Origin of the sequence: Dokdonella immobilis (assembly GCF_900115085.1) — a bacterium.
Classification (GTDB): domain Bacteria; phylum Pseudomonadota; class Gammaproteobacteria; order Xanthomonadales; family Rhodanobacteraceae; genus Dokdonella; species Dokdonella immobilis.
In genome coordinates this window covers 204,952-220,276 of record NZ_FOVF01000001.1, presented here as the reverse complement: position 1 = coordinate 220,276, position 15,325 = coordinate 204,952, and the positions used below count along the sequence as shown (strand labels likewise).

Here is a 15,325-nt window from a genome sequence, read left to right as displayed (position 1 = left end):
AATTCGCATTGCTCCGGCTTCTCCGAATCCCCAATCCCGAATCCCGAATCCCGGCCGGGGTCGAAGCCGGAGTCCGGTGACCGGCGAAGTTTCTTCCGGTCGCGTCCAATTTCACGCTGAAGTGGCGCCCCCGGCTTGTGCCCCGCCGCAGACTCGGTTAATCTCCGCGGCCCCGTATTCAGGGGCGCGTAGCTCAGCGGTAGAGCACTACCTTGACATGGTAGGGGTCACAGGTTCGATCCCTGTCGCGCCCACCAACAATCGCCGGTAACGAAGGAACGCTTGGCGAAGCGAAAGAAGCATGTCGGCTCTTGGCCTTCAGGCCGGTAACGAAGGAACGCCCGGCGAAGCGAAATGGCATGTCGGCTTTTCGCTTCTGGCAGGTAAGGAAGGAAAGGCGGGAGTGGCAAAGAAGCCTGTTGGCTTTTCCGCTCCAGGCCGGTAACGAAGGACCGCCCGGCGAAGCGATGAAGCGTTTTCGCGCTCGTCGCGTGTTCCAATGGACACCCGCATCGCGCAATCCAGTTGCATCAGTGGCACTCAGACGGAGCCGTAGTTCCAAAGAACACGATCACCATGACGCGAACTTCCGCCCACTGAACCGAATCGACGCGAAGCACGCACAAGACAAAGGGCGCTTCGGCGCCCTTTTGTTTTTCCGGAGTCCCGAATCCCATGATCAACATCACTCTCCCCGACGGCAGCGTCCGCCAGTTCGAAGGCGCGGTCAGTATCGCCGACGTCGCGGCCTCGATCGGCGCCGGCCTGGCCAAGGCCACGGTGGCCGGCAAGGTCGACGGCCGGCTGGTCGACGCCAGCGATCGCATCGAGCATGACGCGAAGTTGCAGATCATCACGCCGAAGGACGAGGAGGGCGTCGAGATCATCCGCCATTCCTGCGCGCATCTGGTTGGGCATGCGGTCAAGCAGCTGTTTCCCGATGCCAAGATGGTCATCGGTCCGGTCATCGAGGAAGGCTTCTACTACGACATCTGGTACCAGCGCCCGTTCACGCCGGAGGACCTCGCCGCCATCGAAAAGCGCATGGTCGAGCTGATCGAAACCGAATACGACGTGATCAAGCGGGTCAAGCCGCGTGACGAGGTGATCGCGGAGTTCATGGCCCGCGGCGAGGACTACAAGTTGCGCCTGATCGAGGACATGCCCGACGAGAAGGCGATGGGCCTCTACTATCATCAGGAATACGTCGACATGTGCCGCGGCCCGCACGTGCCGAACACGCGATTCCTCAAGGCCTTCAAGCTGACCCGCATTTCCGGCGCCTACTGGCGTGGCGATGCCAAGAACGAGCAGCTGCAGCGCATCTACGGGACGGCCTGGGCTGACAAGAAGCAGCTCGCTGCCTACATCCTGCGCATCGAGGAAGCCGAAAAGCGCGACCATCGCAAGCTCGGCAAGCAGCTCGACCTGTTCCACATGCAGGAAGAGGCGCCGGGCCTGGTGTTCTGGCACCCGAAGGGCTGGCAGATCTGGCAGGTCGTCGAGCAGACCATGCGCCAGGTCTACCGGGAATCGGGGTATCACGAGGTCAAGTGCCCGCAGATCCTCGACAAGAGCCTGTGGGAAAAGACCGGCCACTGGGACAATTACAAGGACAACATGTTCTTCACCGAGTCGGAGAAGCGCACCTACGCGCTCAAGCCGATGAATTGCCCGGGTCATGTCATGGTCTACAACCACGGCTTGCGCAGCTACCGCGACTTGCCGATCCGCTATGGCGAATTCGGCTCGTGCACGCGCAATGAGCCATCTGGCGCCCTGCACGGCCTCATGCGCGTGCGCGGCTTCGTCCAGGATGATGGCCATATCTTTTGCACCGAAGAGCAGATCGAGAGCGAAGTGGTCGCCTTCCACCGCCAGGCCATGAAGGTCTACGCGCATTTCGGCTTCAGCGAGATCGCCCTGAAGATCGCCTTGCGCCCGGACAAGCGGATCGGCTCCGACGAGATCTGGGACAAATCCGAGGAAACCCTGCGCACGGCCCTGCGCAGTTCGGGGGTCGAATGGCAGGAACTGCCGGGCGAGGGCGCCTTCTACGGCCCGAAGATCGAGTACCACATGCGCGATTCGCTGGGCCGCGCCTGGCAGGTCGGCACGATGCAGGTCGATTTCTCGATGCCGGGGCGTCTCGGCGCCGAATACGTCGGCGAGGATTCGGCCCGGCACGTCCCGGTCATGCTGCACCGGGCCATTGTCGGCTCGATGGAGCGCTTCATCGGTATCCTGATCGAGCACCATGCCGGCCAGTTCCCGACCTGGCTGGCCCCGGTTCAGGCTGTAATCCTCAATATTACCGACGCGCAGGCCGATTTCGCCGCTGAAGCCATGCAAACCCTTGTCGCGCAAGGGTTCAGGGTAGAGGCCGATTTGCGAAACGAGAAGATCGGATATAAAATCCGCGAACACACGCTTAACAAGGTTCCCTATCTGCTGGTCGTTGGTGACCGCGAAAAGGAGGCGGGGGCCGTTGCCGTGCGTGCGCGTTCAGGGGAAGACCTCGGATCGTTCTCGATCAGTGACTTTGCCGAGCGCCTGAAGTCCGAGGCTGCCGTCGCCTGAACGTCGGCGCCCCGATCGTAGAAATCGCCAGGAGAACGCAGTATCGCAACCGAAAAAGCAAACCGCAGGAATACCGAAATTCGCGTCCCGCGGGTACGAGTCATCGGCGCAGACGGAGAACAGGTAGGCGTTCTTTCGCGCGACGAGGCCCTGGAGATGGCCGGAGAGCTCGGGCTGGACCTGGTCGAGATCCAGCCTACGGCCGATCCGCCGGTTTGCCGGATCATGGATTTCGGCAAGTTCAAGTTCGATGCGCAGAAAAAGGCGCATGCGGCAAAGAAAAAACAGAAGCAGGTCGAGATCAAGGAACTGAAGTTCCGTCCGACCACCGACGTTGGCGACTACGCGATCAAGCTGCGCAATCTGCGCCGCTTCCTCGACGAGGGCGACAAGGTCAAGATCACCATCCGCTTCCGCGGTCGCGAAATGGCGCACCAGGAACTCGGCGACGCCATGGTCAAGAAGATCGCGGCGGATATCGCCGAAGAGGCGGTGATCGAGCAATACCCGCGCATGGAAGGCCGCTTGATGGTCATGATGATCGCGCCGAAGAAGAACAAGTAGGATTTTTGCCGGCGGAGCGATCCGGCGGCGAATGAGGAGAGGCCCGGGAATCCGGGTCATACACACCGGATCGAGCAGGATGGAAAGAACGGCGATCGCCGTCGCTCGGGCCAGTAACGAAAACCACAAAAGGAGTTGGGCCCATGCCCAAGATGAAAACCAACCGGGCCGCTGCCAAGCGGTTCCGCAAGACCGCGTCAGGCAAGTTCAAATGCGGCCACGCATTCAAGAGCCATATCCTGACCAAGAAGTCGACCAAGCGTAAGCGCAACCTCCGCGGCACGAACCATGTGCGAGCGGAAGATGCTGGCCGAGTCACCCGCATGCTGCCGTACCTGTAAGGAGGACTGACCCATGGCACGAGTAAAACGTGGCGTCACCGCCCACCGCAGGCACAAGAAGCTGCTTTCCCGCGCGAAGGGCTATTACAACGCTCGCCGCAAGGTCTATCGCGTCGCCAAGCAGGCCGTCATCAAGGCCCTGCAGTACGCCTATATCGGTCGCAAGCAGCGCAAGCGCCAGTTCCGTTCATTGTGGATCGTCCGCATCAACGCCGGCGCGCGCATGTACGGGCTGAGCTACAGCCGCCTGATGAATGGCCTCAAGAAGGCCAACATCAATGTCGATCGCAAGGTGCTTGCCGACCTCGCCATCCATGACATCGCGGCGTTTGGCGCTCTCGCGGACAAGGCGAAGGCCGCTCTGGCTGCGTGATCCGCTGTCGACGCAGGATCTGCGTCGCCACTGATGTTCGATGAACGTGGGGAGCAGGCCGGTGCCTCGCTCCCCATTTCATTTCTGCGACAGACACCGAGGTTTGCCCATGATGGACCCGTTGAGCAGCCGGATCGATGCGGCACTGGAGGCGATCGCGACGGCCGCGACGCTGGAGGCGCTCGATGCCGAGCGCGTCGCTGCGGTCGGCAAGAGCGGTTTCGTGACCGAGCAGCTCAAGCAGCTCGGACGCCTGCCTGCGGAAGAACGCAAGGCTGCGGGCGAACGCATCAATGTCGCCAAGAACACCGTGCTCGAGGCCATTGCCGCACGCCGCAATGCGCTCGACGAGGCGGCCTTCGAGGCCCGCCTGGCGAACGACCGGGTCGATGTGACCCTGCCGGGTCGACGTGCCGAACGCGCCAACCTGCACCCGGTCACGCGGGCCATGGAGCGCATCTGCGAAATCTTCGCCCGACTCGGCTACGACCGCGTCGATGGTCCCGAGATCGAGGACGACTGGCACAATTTCGAGGCGCTGAATTTCGCCCCGGACCATCCCGCGCGAACCATGCACGACACCTTCTGGTTCCCGGACGGTCGCTTGCTGCGCACGCATACCTCGCCGGTGCAGATCCGCAGCATGTCCGGACGCACGCCGCCGATCCGCATCATCGCGCCGGGCAAGGTCTATCGCAGCGATTCCGACCAGACCCATTCGCCGATGTTCCACCAGGTCGAAGGCCTGCTGATCGACGAGACCTCGAGTTTCGCCGACCTGAAAGGCACCCTGGCCGCGTTCATTCGCGCCTTCTTCGAACGCGATTTCGAGATGCGCCTGCGTCCGAGCTTCTTTCCGTTCACCGAGCCCTCGGCCGAGATGGACATCGGCTGGAGCGCCGAGGATGGCAGCACGCGCTGGCTCGAGGTGCTCGGTTGCGGCATGGTCCATCCCAACGTGCTGCGCAATTGCGGCATCGATCCCGAGCGCTACTCCGGTTTCGCCTTCGGTCTCGGCGTCGACCGCTTCGCCATGCTCCGCTACGGCGTCGAGGACCTGCGCGCCTTCTTCGAGAACGACCTGCGGTTCTTGCGGCAGTTTGCCTAGGAGCCGGGATTGGGGATTCGGGATTGGGGATTCGAAAAAGCGACATTGCGCGCTCGTGCTGCCCTTACGAATCCCGAATCTCCAATCCCGAATCCCTTGCTGTAACCAATCCCGAATCCCGAATCCCGAATCCCGGCTCTTCAACCATGAAATTCAGCGAAAACTGGCTACGCGAACTGGTCGATATCCCGGCAGGGCGGGACGAACTCGTCGAGCGCCTGACCATGAGCGGGCTCGAGGTCGAGGGCGTCGAGGTTCTCGGCGCTGCCCTGGATGGCGTGGTCGTCGGCGAAATCATCGCCGCCGATCGGCATCCGGATGCCGACAAGCTCAAGGTTTGCCGCGTCGACATCGGTAGCGGCGATCCGCTGCAGATCGTCTGCGGTGCGCCGAATGCGCGGGTTGGCCTCAAGGCTCCGCTGGCTACGGTCGGCACGCGCGTCGGCGAGATCACGATCAAGGCGGCCAAGCTGCGCGGGATCGAATCGAACGGCATGCTGTGTTCGGGTCGCGAGCTCGGTTTCGATGCGGATGCGGACGGCCTGTTCGAGCTGGCGGCGGACGCGGTCGTCGGCCGATCGCTGGCCGAGTGCATGGGTTTCCCCGATGCAGCGATCGAGCTTGGGCTCACGCCCAATCGACCCGACTGCCTCGGCATGTACGGCCTGGCTCGGGAAGTGGCGGCGGAATTCGGATCGAAACCCAGGATTGCGCAGATTCCTGCCGTAGCGCCCTCGCTTGCCGACACGCTTCCGGTCGAGCTGGCCGCGCCGGCTGACTGCCCGCGCTATTGCGGTCGTCTCGTGCGTGGTCTCGATGCCATGGCTGCCACGCCGCAGTGGCTCAAGGATCGTCTGCGCCGCTCCGGCATTCGCCCGATCAGCGTGCTGGTCGACATCGCCAACTACGTGATGATCGAGACCGGGCAGCCGATGCATGCGTTCGACGCGCAGACCCTGGCGGCCCCGCTGGTCGTGCGGCGGGCGAGCCGTGGCGAATCGCTCAAGCTGCTCGACGAGCGCACGGTCGCGCTCGACGAGGACTTCCTGGTCATCGCCGACCGCGACAAGGCGGTCGCGCTGGCCGGCATCATGGGCGGTCATGAAACCCGTGTCACCGATGCGACGGTCGATGTCTTCCTCGAGGCGGCCCATTTTTCCCCCGCCTGCATCAGCGGCCGGGCGCGCCGTCTGGGTCTGCATACGGACGCCTCGCACCGCTTCGAGCGGGGCGTTGATGCCGAGCTGCCGCGCCAGGCGATCGAGCGGGCCACCGCGCTGCTGATCGACATCGCCGGTGGTGATGCCGGTCCGCTGACCGAAACGGTTGCCCGGGAGCATTTGCCGAAGCGGGTCGAGGTCACTCTGCGTCGCGACCGCCTGCGCCGGATTCTCGGCCACGACGTGGCCGATGCCGAGGTCGCATGCATCCTCGATTCCCTCGGCATGCAGGTTGCGGAGGCGGCACAGGGCTGGAAGGCGATACCGTCTTCGGCCCGCTTCGATATCGCCATCGAGGAGGACCTGATCGAGGAAGTGGCGCGCATCCACGGTTACGCCAGGGTGCCCGTGCAGGCGCCGCGTGGCGAAATCACGCCCGCCGCCATTCCCGAAAGCCGGGTCGCCGCCAACCGGATCCGCGAGCAACTCGCCAGCCGTGGCTACGCCGAAGCGATCTGCTACGCGTTTGTAGAGGCCGAATTGCTGCGCAGCTGGGGCCTGGATGAGGCGCCGATCGCACTGGCCAATCCGCTGTCGGCCGAGATGGCGGTCATGCGGACCAGTTTGCTGCCGGGCCTGGTTGCCGCACTGGACAACAACCGCAAGCGCCAGCAGCAGCGCGTGCGTCTGTTCGAGCTTGGTCGCAGCTATCAGATGCGCGACGGCGTCCCGGCCGAAATCGAACGGATTGCCGGCGTCGCGAGCGGCGATGCATCCGCCGAGCAATGGGCCGAGCCGCGCCGCAAGATCGACTTCTTCGATATCAAGGGCGATCTGGTCTCGATGCTCGAGCTGACCGGTGCCGATGCCCGGGAATTCCGATTCGATCTGGGTGGCCCCGGCTGGCTGCATCCGGGGCGGGCGGCGACCGTCTGGCGCGGCGACAGCCGGGTCGGCTGGGTGGGCCAGCTCGATCCGCGACTGCAAAAGACGCTCGACCTCGACGAGGACGTCTACGTCTTCGAACTCGAGCTGGAAGCCACGACCCGGCGCAGCGTGCCGACAGCCCGGCCGGTCTCACGATTCCCTTCGCTGCGGCGTGACATCGCCGTGGTTCTCGCCGACGACATCCCATTTGCGGAGATCGCGGCAGCGATCCAGGCAGCCGTGGGCGAGCGCCTCGTCGACCTCATGCTGTTCGATCGATACGCCGGGCCGAATCTCGGAAATGGTGTCAGAAGTCTCGCTATGGGCTTGATTTTGCAGGACCGTTCACGCACCCTAACGGATCAGGACGCGGATCAGTGCGTCGATCTGGCGGTCTCCGCTCTGGCGACTGGTTACAATGCGAAGTTGCGGGGGTAGGATGGCGCTGACGAAGGCTGAAATGGCGGAACGTCTGTTTGTGGACGTTGGTCTGAACAAACGTGAGGCCAAGGAATTCGTGGATGCGTTCTTCGAGAGCGTCCGCGATGCCCTGGAAAGGGGAGAACAGGTCAAGCTGTCCGGTTTCGGCAACTTCGACCTGCGCTTGAAGAATGAACGTCCCGGGCGTAACCCGAAGACGGGCGAGGAGATTCCGATTTCCGCCCGCCGCGTGGTCACGTTCCGGCCGGGGCAAAAGCTGAAGGTCCGAGTAGAAGCCTATGCTGGATCAGGGGAGCAATAGCGAACTACCGGCGATACCCGCAAAGCGCTATTTCGCGATTGGCGAAGTCAGCGAACTTTGTGGTGTGAAGCCGCATGTTCTTCGCTACTGGGAACAGGAATTTCCCAATCTCAAGCCGGTGAAGCGCCGTGGCAACAGGCGCTATTACCAGCGTCATGACGTCCTCATGATCCGCCAGATTCGCTCGTTGCTGTATGACCAGGGCTTCACCATTACCGGGGCGCGCCAGCGCCTGGACGGGCCGCAGGCGCGGATGGAAGTGAGCATGTCCGGCCAGATCGTGCGCCAGGTGCGCATGGAACTCGAGGAAGTCCTGCAGATCCTGCGTCGTTGAAATTTGCGGGATCGTTTGGCGCAAGCCTGCTACAATCCGCGCCCCTCGCACCACCAAAGCATCATCCAGTCCGTATTCGTCGGGGCGTAGCGCAGCCTGGTAGCGCACCTGCCTGGGGGGCAGGGGGTCGTGGGTTCGAATCCCGCCGCCCCGACCATCACGGAATTCTGGTACGAGGCGCTTTTCCGGACTTTGGCGGTCGAATGCTCGGCCAATACGGGCGATCCCCGTTAGACTAGCGGGCATGAACGATACCCACGCCGCGCGCCGCGCCCTCTACCCCGAAATCGAGCCGTTCGACAGCGGCTTCCTCCAGGTTTCGCCGCTGCATCGGATCCATTACGAGCAGAGCGGACGAGTCGACGGCAAGCCGGTCGTCTTCCTGCATGGCGGTCCCGGGGCTGGCAGCAGCCCGAATGCACGCCGCTTCTTCGATCCGGCGCGCTACCGGATCATCCTGTTCGACCAGCGCGGGTGCGGACGCTCGACGCCGCATGCGGAACTCACCGCCAACACCACCTGGGACCTCGTCGCCGACATCGAGCGCCTGCGCGAACATCTGGCCGTCGACCGCTGGCAGGTATTCGGCGGTTCCTGGGGGTCGACGCTGGCGCTGGCCTATGCCGAGACACATCCCGAGCGGGTCACCGAACTGGTCCTGCGCGGCATTTTCATGTTGCGTCGGTGGGAACTCGAATGGTTCTACCAGAAGGGCTGTGATGCACTTTTCCCGGATGCCTGGGAAGCCTACCTGGCTGCCATCCCGGTCCGCGAACATGGCGACCTGATGAGCGCCTATTATCGACGCCTGACCAGCGACGACGCCTCCGTTCGACTCGCCGCGGCCAAGGCGTGGTCGGTCTGGGAAGGGTCGACCAGTTACCTGCTACAGGATCCCCGGCATATCGAGGGAAGCGCAGAGGACGAATTTGCGCTCGCCTTTGCCCGTATCGAGTGCCACTACTTCGTCAACGGCGGATTCTTCGAACGCGACGACCAGTTGCTCGCCAACGCGCACCGACTCAAGGGTATTCCGGCCGTGATCGTGCAGGGGCGCTACGACGTCGTATGTCCAATGCGCAGCGCGTGGGACCTGCACCGCGCCTGGCCCGAAGCGGATCTGCGCGTCGTTGCGGATGCCGGTCACTCGGCGTTCGAGCCGGGTATCGCGCACGAGCTCATTGAGGCCACCGATCGTTTTCGCTGATTGCGCATCGGCCCCGATCACGCATAAGGCCCGCCGAAGCGGGCCTCTGCACGTTCGATTCCGGCAGCGGTTGATTCAGTTGCCGCCAGAATTCCTGCACCGGTCCATGAAGGCGCGGCGCTCCTCGCCCCGCAGCCCCTGCGCATTCGCTTGGTCCCGGCAGCTGGCCTGCGCATTCGGGGCAGCCGCCTTCGAGGGCGCAGTGCCGCCGAGACAGGCCTGCATGAAGGCCTCGCGTTCGCTGCCGGTCATGCCGGCCGCCTGCGAATTGCAGTCCGCTGCCTTCTGCGAATTGACCGAAGCCTTGCCGCCGGCGCCTGCGGCCGAAGCGCCGAACAGCAGCGCCATTGCCACGGTCGCGAGTAGGGTCGTCCGGATTTGCATGTCGATGTCCTCCTCCGTTGCCCGCCGGCACGGATTCGCGCCGGCCAGGGCCAGTCTACGCCCCTGATCCCTTCAAGGTCGGGTCAGGGGCGCGGAGGTCCAATCATCGGCGGGGCGGCTAGGCGGCCTGGGCTTCTGCGCCCTTGCGGCGCGGTCCCTCGAGCAGGGCCTGGCGGACGCCGCTGACGAGCAGGTCGACCTCAGCCTCGGTAGTCGCGAAATGCGGCGTGAAGCGCAGCGAATTGGTGCCGCCATGGATGACGCCGAAACCGTGCTCGCGCATCCACTCCTCGGTACTGCCGGCGCCATAGCACTTGAACTCCGGCGCGAGTTCGCACGAGAACAGCAGTCCGGTGCCCTGGACCTTGGTGATGTAGCCCGGCAGTTCGGACTTGAGCGCCTCGAGCTTTTCGATGAACTGGCGTCCGCGGATGCGGATGTTCTCGCGGATTTCCGGGGTCAGCATGTCGAGTACGACACAGGCGACCTCGAGCGCGCGCGGATTGCTGGTCATCGTGTTGCCGTAGATGCCGCGCTTGTAAAGATCGGCGGCACGTTCGCTGACGGCGAGCACCGACAACGGGAACTGACCGGCGTTGAGAGCCTTCGAATAGGTCTCCATGTCCGGCGCCTCGACGTCCTCGAAGCCCGGGTAGTCGACGATTGAGAGCACGCCGTGGGCGCGCAGTCCGGCCTGGATCGAATCGACCAGGAGCAGGCTGCCGTGTGCCCTGGTCAGCTCTCGAGCGGCCTTGTAGAACTCGACCGTGACCGCGCGTCCCGGGTCGCCCTCGCCCATGACCGGCTCGAGGAACATGGCTTCAATGAACCATCCATTCGCATCGGCGTCGGCAAAGGTCTTGCGCAGCTGGGCGACGTCGTAGGCTTCGACGGTCAGCACACTGCGCTCATTGCGGTAGCTGGCCAGGTTCTGCTGGTAGACCTTGCGCGAGGAATCCGAATACAGGGCGGGGCGATCGGTACGCCCATGGAACGCGCCCTTGACCGCGAGCCGCTTGATTTCGCGACCTGCATGGCGCGCACCGGCATCGGTCAGCAGCTTGGCGTTGACGTCGGCGATGCGACCGGCCAGCGAGACCGATTCGGAACCGGAGTTCAGGCAAAGAAAGCGGGCGTAGGGCGAACCGCCGCGGCTGTGCCCGATCTCGCGCTTGAGCGCCTTGGCCATGTGCAGTTGGGCCAGGTTGGGGGTCATCACGTTGGCCATGACCTGGGCCCGCGACAGCACTTCGAGCACGGCCTTGGGCGCATGGCCGAATCCGAGCATGCCGTAGCCGCCCGAGTCGTGGATCACGGCGCCCTTCAGGGTGATGATCCACGGGCCGCGAGCGGTCAGGGCGACGTAGGGATTGACGCCGTCTTCCGGATAGAAATTGACGTAATCGGCCTGGATCGCATGGATCTGGGCATCCTCGTCGAGCTTGAGCAGGTCCGCGCTGCTCGAACGCAAGGCCAGGAAGGCCGCGTAGGCGGCATCGATCGCTTCGGCCAGTTCGGGATAGCTGCCGACCAGACCCTCGAGCGCCGCGTCGCTGAGGCCCGTAGTCCGCGCCGCTCCACCGGCGGCGCGCATTTCGTGCAATTTCACCAAGAACGCATTCATTTCGGTCTCCTGCAAAGCACAAAGCCCGCGCCGGGAAACGTCGCGGGCATTGCAGCTTAGCTATTGATTAACTAAGAAAAATGGGTCCGCATAGTCTATCACGCCAGGCGTGCACCCGGTACCCCGTGACGGCGGACCGGGGCGCAGCACAGGGCGCACCGGGTCAGGTCTGTTTCACTGATTGGAAGTTCTCGGCATGACGCGTGTCACGGCAGCCGGTTGATGCTTGCGACTGCCGGTTTTGCTGCCGAAGCGGCACCCTGGCCTGGCGCCCATCCTTCAGGAGAACTGCCATGAACATCAGCCACGCCGCGGTCACCGCGGAGCTTCGCGGGGTCGGCAAGCGCTACGGTCGGCAGACCGCGCTGGACGGGGTGGACCTGGTCCTGCGTGCTGGTGAACTGACCGCGCTGCTGGGTCCCAATGGCGCCGGGAAATCAACGGCCGTCGGCCTGTTGCTGGGCTTGCTTCAGGCCGACAGCGGAGTCGCGACGCTGTTCGGTCGGTCGCCGCACGCGCTTTCCTCGCGCCGCCGCAGCGGTGTCATGCTGCAGTCAGCAGGCATCCCGGATGCGAGCAAGGTCGGCGAACTGCTCGAGGTGACCCGAAGCTACTACGCCGATCCTTGCAGCATGGCCGAATGTGCATCCACGGCCGGTCTTGAAGGCTTGCTTGATCGTCGCTACGGCAGACTCTCCGGCGGCCAGCAACGCCGCGTCCAGTTTGCCCTCGCCATCTGCGGTCGGCCACGGGTCCTGTTCCTCGACGAGCCGACCACGGGGCTCGACATCGAGTCCAGGCAAGGTCTGTGGCGAGCGATCCGCACGCGGGTCGAGCAGGGGTGCGCGGTCATGCTGACCACCCATTACCTCGAGGAAGCCGAAGCCCTGGCCGACCGCGTGGTCGTGCTCAATCGGGGGCGAGTAGTCGCTTTCGGCAGCGTCGGCGAGATCCGCGCGCATGTTGCGCAGCGACGTATCCGATGCATCTCGCACCTTTCAGCTGAGCACGTTGCCGCCTGGCCGGAGGTGCGTCATGCCAGCCTCGAAAGCGGACGATTGCAGATCGTGGTGGACAGCGCCGAAGGCGTGGTACGCCGCCTGCTGGCCGAGGACGCCGAGCTCGGTGAACTCGAAGTCCAGCGCGCCGGACTGGCCGAGGCATTCATCGAGCTGACCCGCGAGGCTGCATGATGAGTACCGGCAAGTTTCCCACGGCGCGTTTGCTTCGTTGCTACGCTCTGGAAGGGAAGTACGAATTCCTGCGCCTGCTGCGCACGCACTCTTTCGTCTTGCCGAGCCTGCTCTTTCCGGCGATGTTCTACCTGCTGTTCGGCGTCGTTCTCGGCGCCCGGCGTGGCGGTGGAGAACTGCAAGCCTATCTGCTCGCCACCTATGGCATCTTCGGCGTCATGGGCGTTGCCTTGTTCGGTTTCGGCGTGACCATCGCAATCGAACGCGAACGCGGCTTCCTGACCCTCAAGCGCGCCTTGCCGATGCCCCCGGGAGCATTGCTGTTCGCCAAGCTGGCCATGGCCATGATCTTCGCCACGATCATCTCGCTGATCCTGGCGACCCTCGCCGCAACCCTTGCCGGGGTCCTTCTCGATCCAGCGCAATGGTTGCTGCTCTTTGCCGTCAATGTCCTTGGCGTTGTCCCGTTCGCCGCGATCGGGCTTTGCATCGGAACGCTGGTCAGTGGGCAGGCCGCACCGGCGATCGTCAATCTGGTCTACCTGCCGATGTCCTTCCTTTCGGGCCTGTGGATGCCGTTGTCGGTCCTGCCCGACGCCATTGGCCGTTTCGCCCCGGTCTGGCCGTCCTATCACCTGGGCAGGATTTCGCTCGCCGTGCTCGGCCAGGAGGACAGCGGCGGTGTTCCAGGGCACGTCGCCGTGTTGCTCGCGACTACACTGGGCTGCTTCCTGCTCGCACGCAGGCAACTGGCCAATGCCGAGCAGGTCGGCCCTGGGTGAATGCGGGAAGGCCGATCCAGGGCGCACCGCGCGGGGCTGGGATCGATGTGGGAAAAGGGCGGGAACGGAGCAACTACGATGAAGCACTTCATCCGGAAAACATTGCTGCATTGGCGTGGTCGCCTGGTGCCCGAGGAACTCGAACTGGGCTGGATGCCGTTTCTGTTTCTCGGTTATCTGGCGTTCCTGTTCTTTCCGAGCCTGTTTCCGAACGTCATCGGCCAGGGCTATCGGGACGTGCCGTATGGTCTGCTCGGTCCGACGCTCGTGTCGATCGCGGTTTTCCTGCCGCTGTACTTCCTCAGCTACCGCAGTCGCGGTATTCGCGCAGTCCTGTGCATGCTGGCGATCGCCTCACTCTGCCTGATCCTGCTGCCGACCAATGCGTTCGCGAATACCTATCTGATCTACGCCATCGCGTTCGCGGCTTTCCTGGATATGGACCTGTGGCGTCGCCTGACCTGGGTCATCGCGATGCTGTCCGCTTTCCTGGTCGAAATCCTCGTACTCCGGATCCCGCTGTTCATCTTCGTCCTGACGTCCCTGATCGCAATAGCCGTCTTCTTCGCCAATCACTTCCAGCTTGAGAACTCGCGCAAGCGCGTAGCCCTGAAGCTCTCGCACGACGAAATCGGGCGCCTCGCGGCGCTGGCCGAACGCGAGCGCATCGGCCGGGATCTGCACGATCTGCTGGGGCACACATTGTCCCTGATAGCGCTCAAGTCCGAACTGGCGGGCAAGCTGCTCAAGCGCGATACCGTGGCGGCGCATCGGGAAATCGACGAAGTGACCCGGGTTGCCCGGGAAGCCTTGTCGCAGGTACGTCGCGCGGTCACTGGCATTCGTGCCGCCGGACTCGCCGCCGAGCTGGCGTCCGCTCGCCAGATGCTGGAGTCCGACGGTGTCCAGTTCAGCTACGCGGTCGGCGAGGTCGATTTGCAGACCGAACAGGAGACTGTGTTGGCCCTGGTCTTGCGCGAGGCGGCCACCAACATCCAACGACACGCGCGGGCGCGCCATGCGAACGCCGCCCTTGAAGCGAAGAATGGCTGCGCGCGCCTCAGCATCAGGGATGACGGCAACGGCAACGCGATCGTCGTCGGCAACGGCCTGCGCGGCATGCGCGAGCGGGTCGAGGCAATCGGCGGCAGGCTGGGTATTGAATCCGAACTCGGCCGCGGCACCCGCATCGCCATCGACTTGCCCCTCGACCTTGCCAGGGTGGGCGAGAAGGGGGCGGATGCGCCGCAATCCATGGGCCGGCCATGAAGCACCATGGGCATGACCGGAAAGGAATGCTAGCGTGACCAGACCTTGATCGCGGAACCCGCCCTGCCATGATTCGCGTGCTGCTCGCCGAAGACCAGGCCATGGTGCGAGGAGCGCTCTCGGCCCTGCTCGGACTGGAGTCCGACATCGAGGTAGTCGGCGCAGCCGCCGATGGCGAGAGTGCCTGGCGCGAACTGCAACGGCTCAAGCCGGATGTGCTGGTCACCGATATCGAGATGCCCGGGCTGACCGGGCTCGAACTGGCCCAGCGCATACAGCGACACGAATTGCCGACCCGGGTTGTCATCGTGACCACCTTCGCCCGACCGGGCTTCCTGCGTCGCGCGCTCGATGCCGGCGTGGTCGGCTACCTGCTCAAGGATGCGCCCGCGGAGAACCTCGCCGAGGCCCTGCGCAAGATCCACCGCGGCGGACGTTCCATCGATCCGCAATTGGCCGTCGATGCCTGGTCCGAGGCGGACCCGCTGAACGAGCGTGAGCGCCAGGTCCTGCGCTTCGCCGGCGAGGGTATGGCGGCGGGAGACATCGCCGCGAAACTCAACCTGTCGCACGGTACCGTGCGCAATTACCTGTCCGAGGCGATCGGCAAGCTCGGTGTCAGCAATCGCATCGAAGCGTATCGAATGGCACGGCAGAAAGGCTGGCTCTAGGGAGGGTCTGATCAAGTAGCAAAGTCGTCACGTCGCCTAACTGACTGACTGGATACTGAAAAGGTG

15 protein-coding genes and 2 tRNA genes are annotated in these 15,325 nt (G+C 64.0%); 15 read left to right on the top strand and 2 right to left on the bottom strand.

What is annotated here, in order from left to right; all coding sequences use genetic code 11:
• The first annotated feature begins 182 nt into the window (after window positions 1–182).
• The 11 genes from BM125_RS00945 (at window position 183) to pip (ending at window position 9,336) form a co-directional block, all read left to right on the top strand.
• Window positions 183–257 (top strand) — tRNA-Val (locus BM125_RS00945).
• A gap of 418 nt (window positions 258–675) precedes the next feature.
• Window positions 676–2,580 carry a threonine--tRNA ligase gene (thrS, locus tag BM125_RS00940; protein ID WP_092404003.1) on the top strand — a complete coding sequence of 635 codons (1,905 nt, stop codon included), beginning with the start codon at window positions 676–678 and terminating at the stop codon, window positions 2,578–2,580.
• 42 nt (window positions 2,581–2,622) lie between these two features.
• Window positions 2,623–3,144, top strand: a complete 522-nt coding sequence (gene infC, locus BM125_RS00935) for a translation initiation factor IF-3 (RefSeq protein ID WP_092404002.1) — start codon at window positions 2,623–2,625, stop codon at window positions 3,142–3,144.
• Between the two features lie 143 nt (window positions 3,145–3,287).
• Window positions 3,288–3,485: a 50S ribosomal protein L35 gene (gene rpmI, locus BM125_RS00930; RefSeq protein ID WP_092404001.1), complete on the top strand. Its 198-nt coding sequence runs from the start codon at window positions 3,288–3,290 to the stop codon at window positions 3,483–3,485.
• A 13-nt stretch (window positions 3,486–3,498) separates the two neighbouring features.
• Complete coding sequence (gene rplT, locus BM125_RS00925; protein WP_092404000.1) at window positions 3,499–3,858, top strand: 50S ribosomal protein L20; 360 nt, start codon at window positions 3,499–3,501, stop codon at window positions 3,856–3,858.
• A gap of 112 nt (window positions 3,859–3,970) precedes the next feature.
• Window positions 3,971–4,966: a phenylalanine--tRNA ligase subunit alpha gene (pheS, locus tag BM125_RS00920; protein WP_092403999.1), complete on the top strand. Its 996-nt coding sequence runs from the start codon at window positions 3,971–3,973 to the stop codon at window positions 4,964–4,966.
• A 146-nt stretch (window positions 4,967–5,112) separates the two neighbouring features.
• Complete coding sequence (gene pheT / locus BM125_RS00915) at window positions 5,113–7,491, top strand: phenylalanine--tRNA ligase subunit beta (protein ID WP_092403998.1); 2,379 nt, start codon at window positions 5,113–5,115, stop codon at window positions 7,489–7,491.
• Window position 7,492: 1 nt separating this feature from the next.
• Window positions 7,493–7,795, top strand: coding sequence for an integration host factor subunit alpha (ihfA, locus tag BM125_RS00910; RefSeq protein ID WP_092403997.1), 303 nt, complete (start codon window positions 7,493–7,495; stop codon window positions 7,793–7,795).
• On the top strand, window positions 7,773–8,129 hold the full coding sequence (locus BM125_RS00905; protein ID WP_092403996.1) for a MerR family transcriptional regulator: 357 nt from the start codon (window positions 7,773–7,775) through the stop codon (window positions 8,127–8,129). The genes ihfA and BM125_RS00905 overlap by 23 nt, the downstream gene beginning before the upstream one ends.
• Before the next feature lie 80 nt (window positions 8,130–8,209).
• Window positions 8,210–8,286, top strand: a tRNA-Pro gene (locus BM125_RS00900).
• Window positions 8,287–8,373: 87 nt separating this feature from the next.
• Window positions 8,374–9,336 carry a prolyl aminopeptidase gene (gene pip, locus BM125_RS00895; RefSeq protein WP_092403995.1) on the top strand — a complete coding sequence of 321 codons (963 nt, stop codon included), beginning with the start codon at window positions 8,374–8,376 and terminating at the stop codon, window positions 9,334–9,336.
• 75 nt (window positions 9,337–9,411) lie between these two features.
• On the opposite strand, the gene BM125_RS00890 is transcribed toward pip, so the two are convergent.
• Together BM125_RS00890 and BM125_RS00885 are read right to left on the bottom strand one after the other, a co-directional pair.
• Window positions 9,412–9,720, bottom strand: coding sequence for a PsiF family protein (locus tag BM125_RS00890; protein WP_092403994.1), 309 nt, complete (start codon window positions 9,718–9,720; stop codon window positions 9,412–9,414).
• Between the two features lie 118 nt (window positions 9,721–9,838).
• Window positions 9,839–11,344 (bottom strand): aminotransferase class III-fold pyridoxal phosphate-dependent enzyme, encoded by a 1,506-nt coding sequence (locus tag BM125_RS00885; protein ID WP_092404143.1) that lies wholly within the window; start codon window positions 11,342–11,344, stop codon window positions 9,839–9,841.
• 293 nt (window positions 11,345–11,637) lie between these two features.
• Between BM125_RS00885 and BM125_RS00880 the strand changes: the two genes are divergently transcribed.
• From BM125_RS00880 to BM125_RS00865, 4 genes are all read left to right on the top strand, one after another.
• A complete protein-coding gene (locus BM125_RS00880; protein ID WP_092403993.1) occupies window positions 11,638–12,537 on the top strand; it encodes an ABC transporter ATP-binding protein in 900 nt (299 codons plus the stop codon).
• Window positions 12,537–13,319, top strand: a complete 783-nt coding sequence (locus BM125_RS00875) for an ABC transporter permease (RefSeq protein ID WP_245778740.1) — start codon at window positions 12,537–12,539, stop codon at window positions 13,317–13,319. Before BM125_RS00880 ends, BM125_RS00875 begins: the two co-directional genes overlap by 1 nt.
• 78 nt (window positions 13,320–13,397) lie before the next feature.
• Window positions 13,398–14,588: a sensor histidine kinase gene (locus BM125_RS00870; protein WP_245778739.1), complete on the top strand. Its 1,191-nt coding sequence runs from the start codon at window positions 13,398–13,400 to the stop codon at window positions 14,586–14,588.
• A gap of 68 nt (window positions 14,589–14,656) precedes the next feature.
• The gene (locus BM125_RS00865) at window positions 14,657–15,259 is read left to right on the top strand and encodes a response regulator transcription factor (RefSeq protein WP_092403991.1); all 603 of its coding nucleotides are present in this window, start codon (window positions 14,657–14,659) and stop codon (window positions 15,257–15,259) included.
• Window positions 15,260–15,325 lie beyond the last annotated feature (66 nt).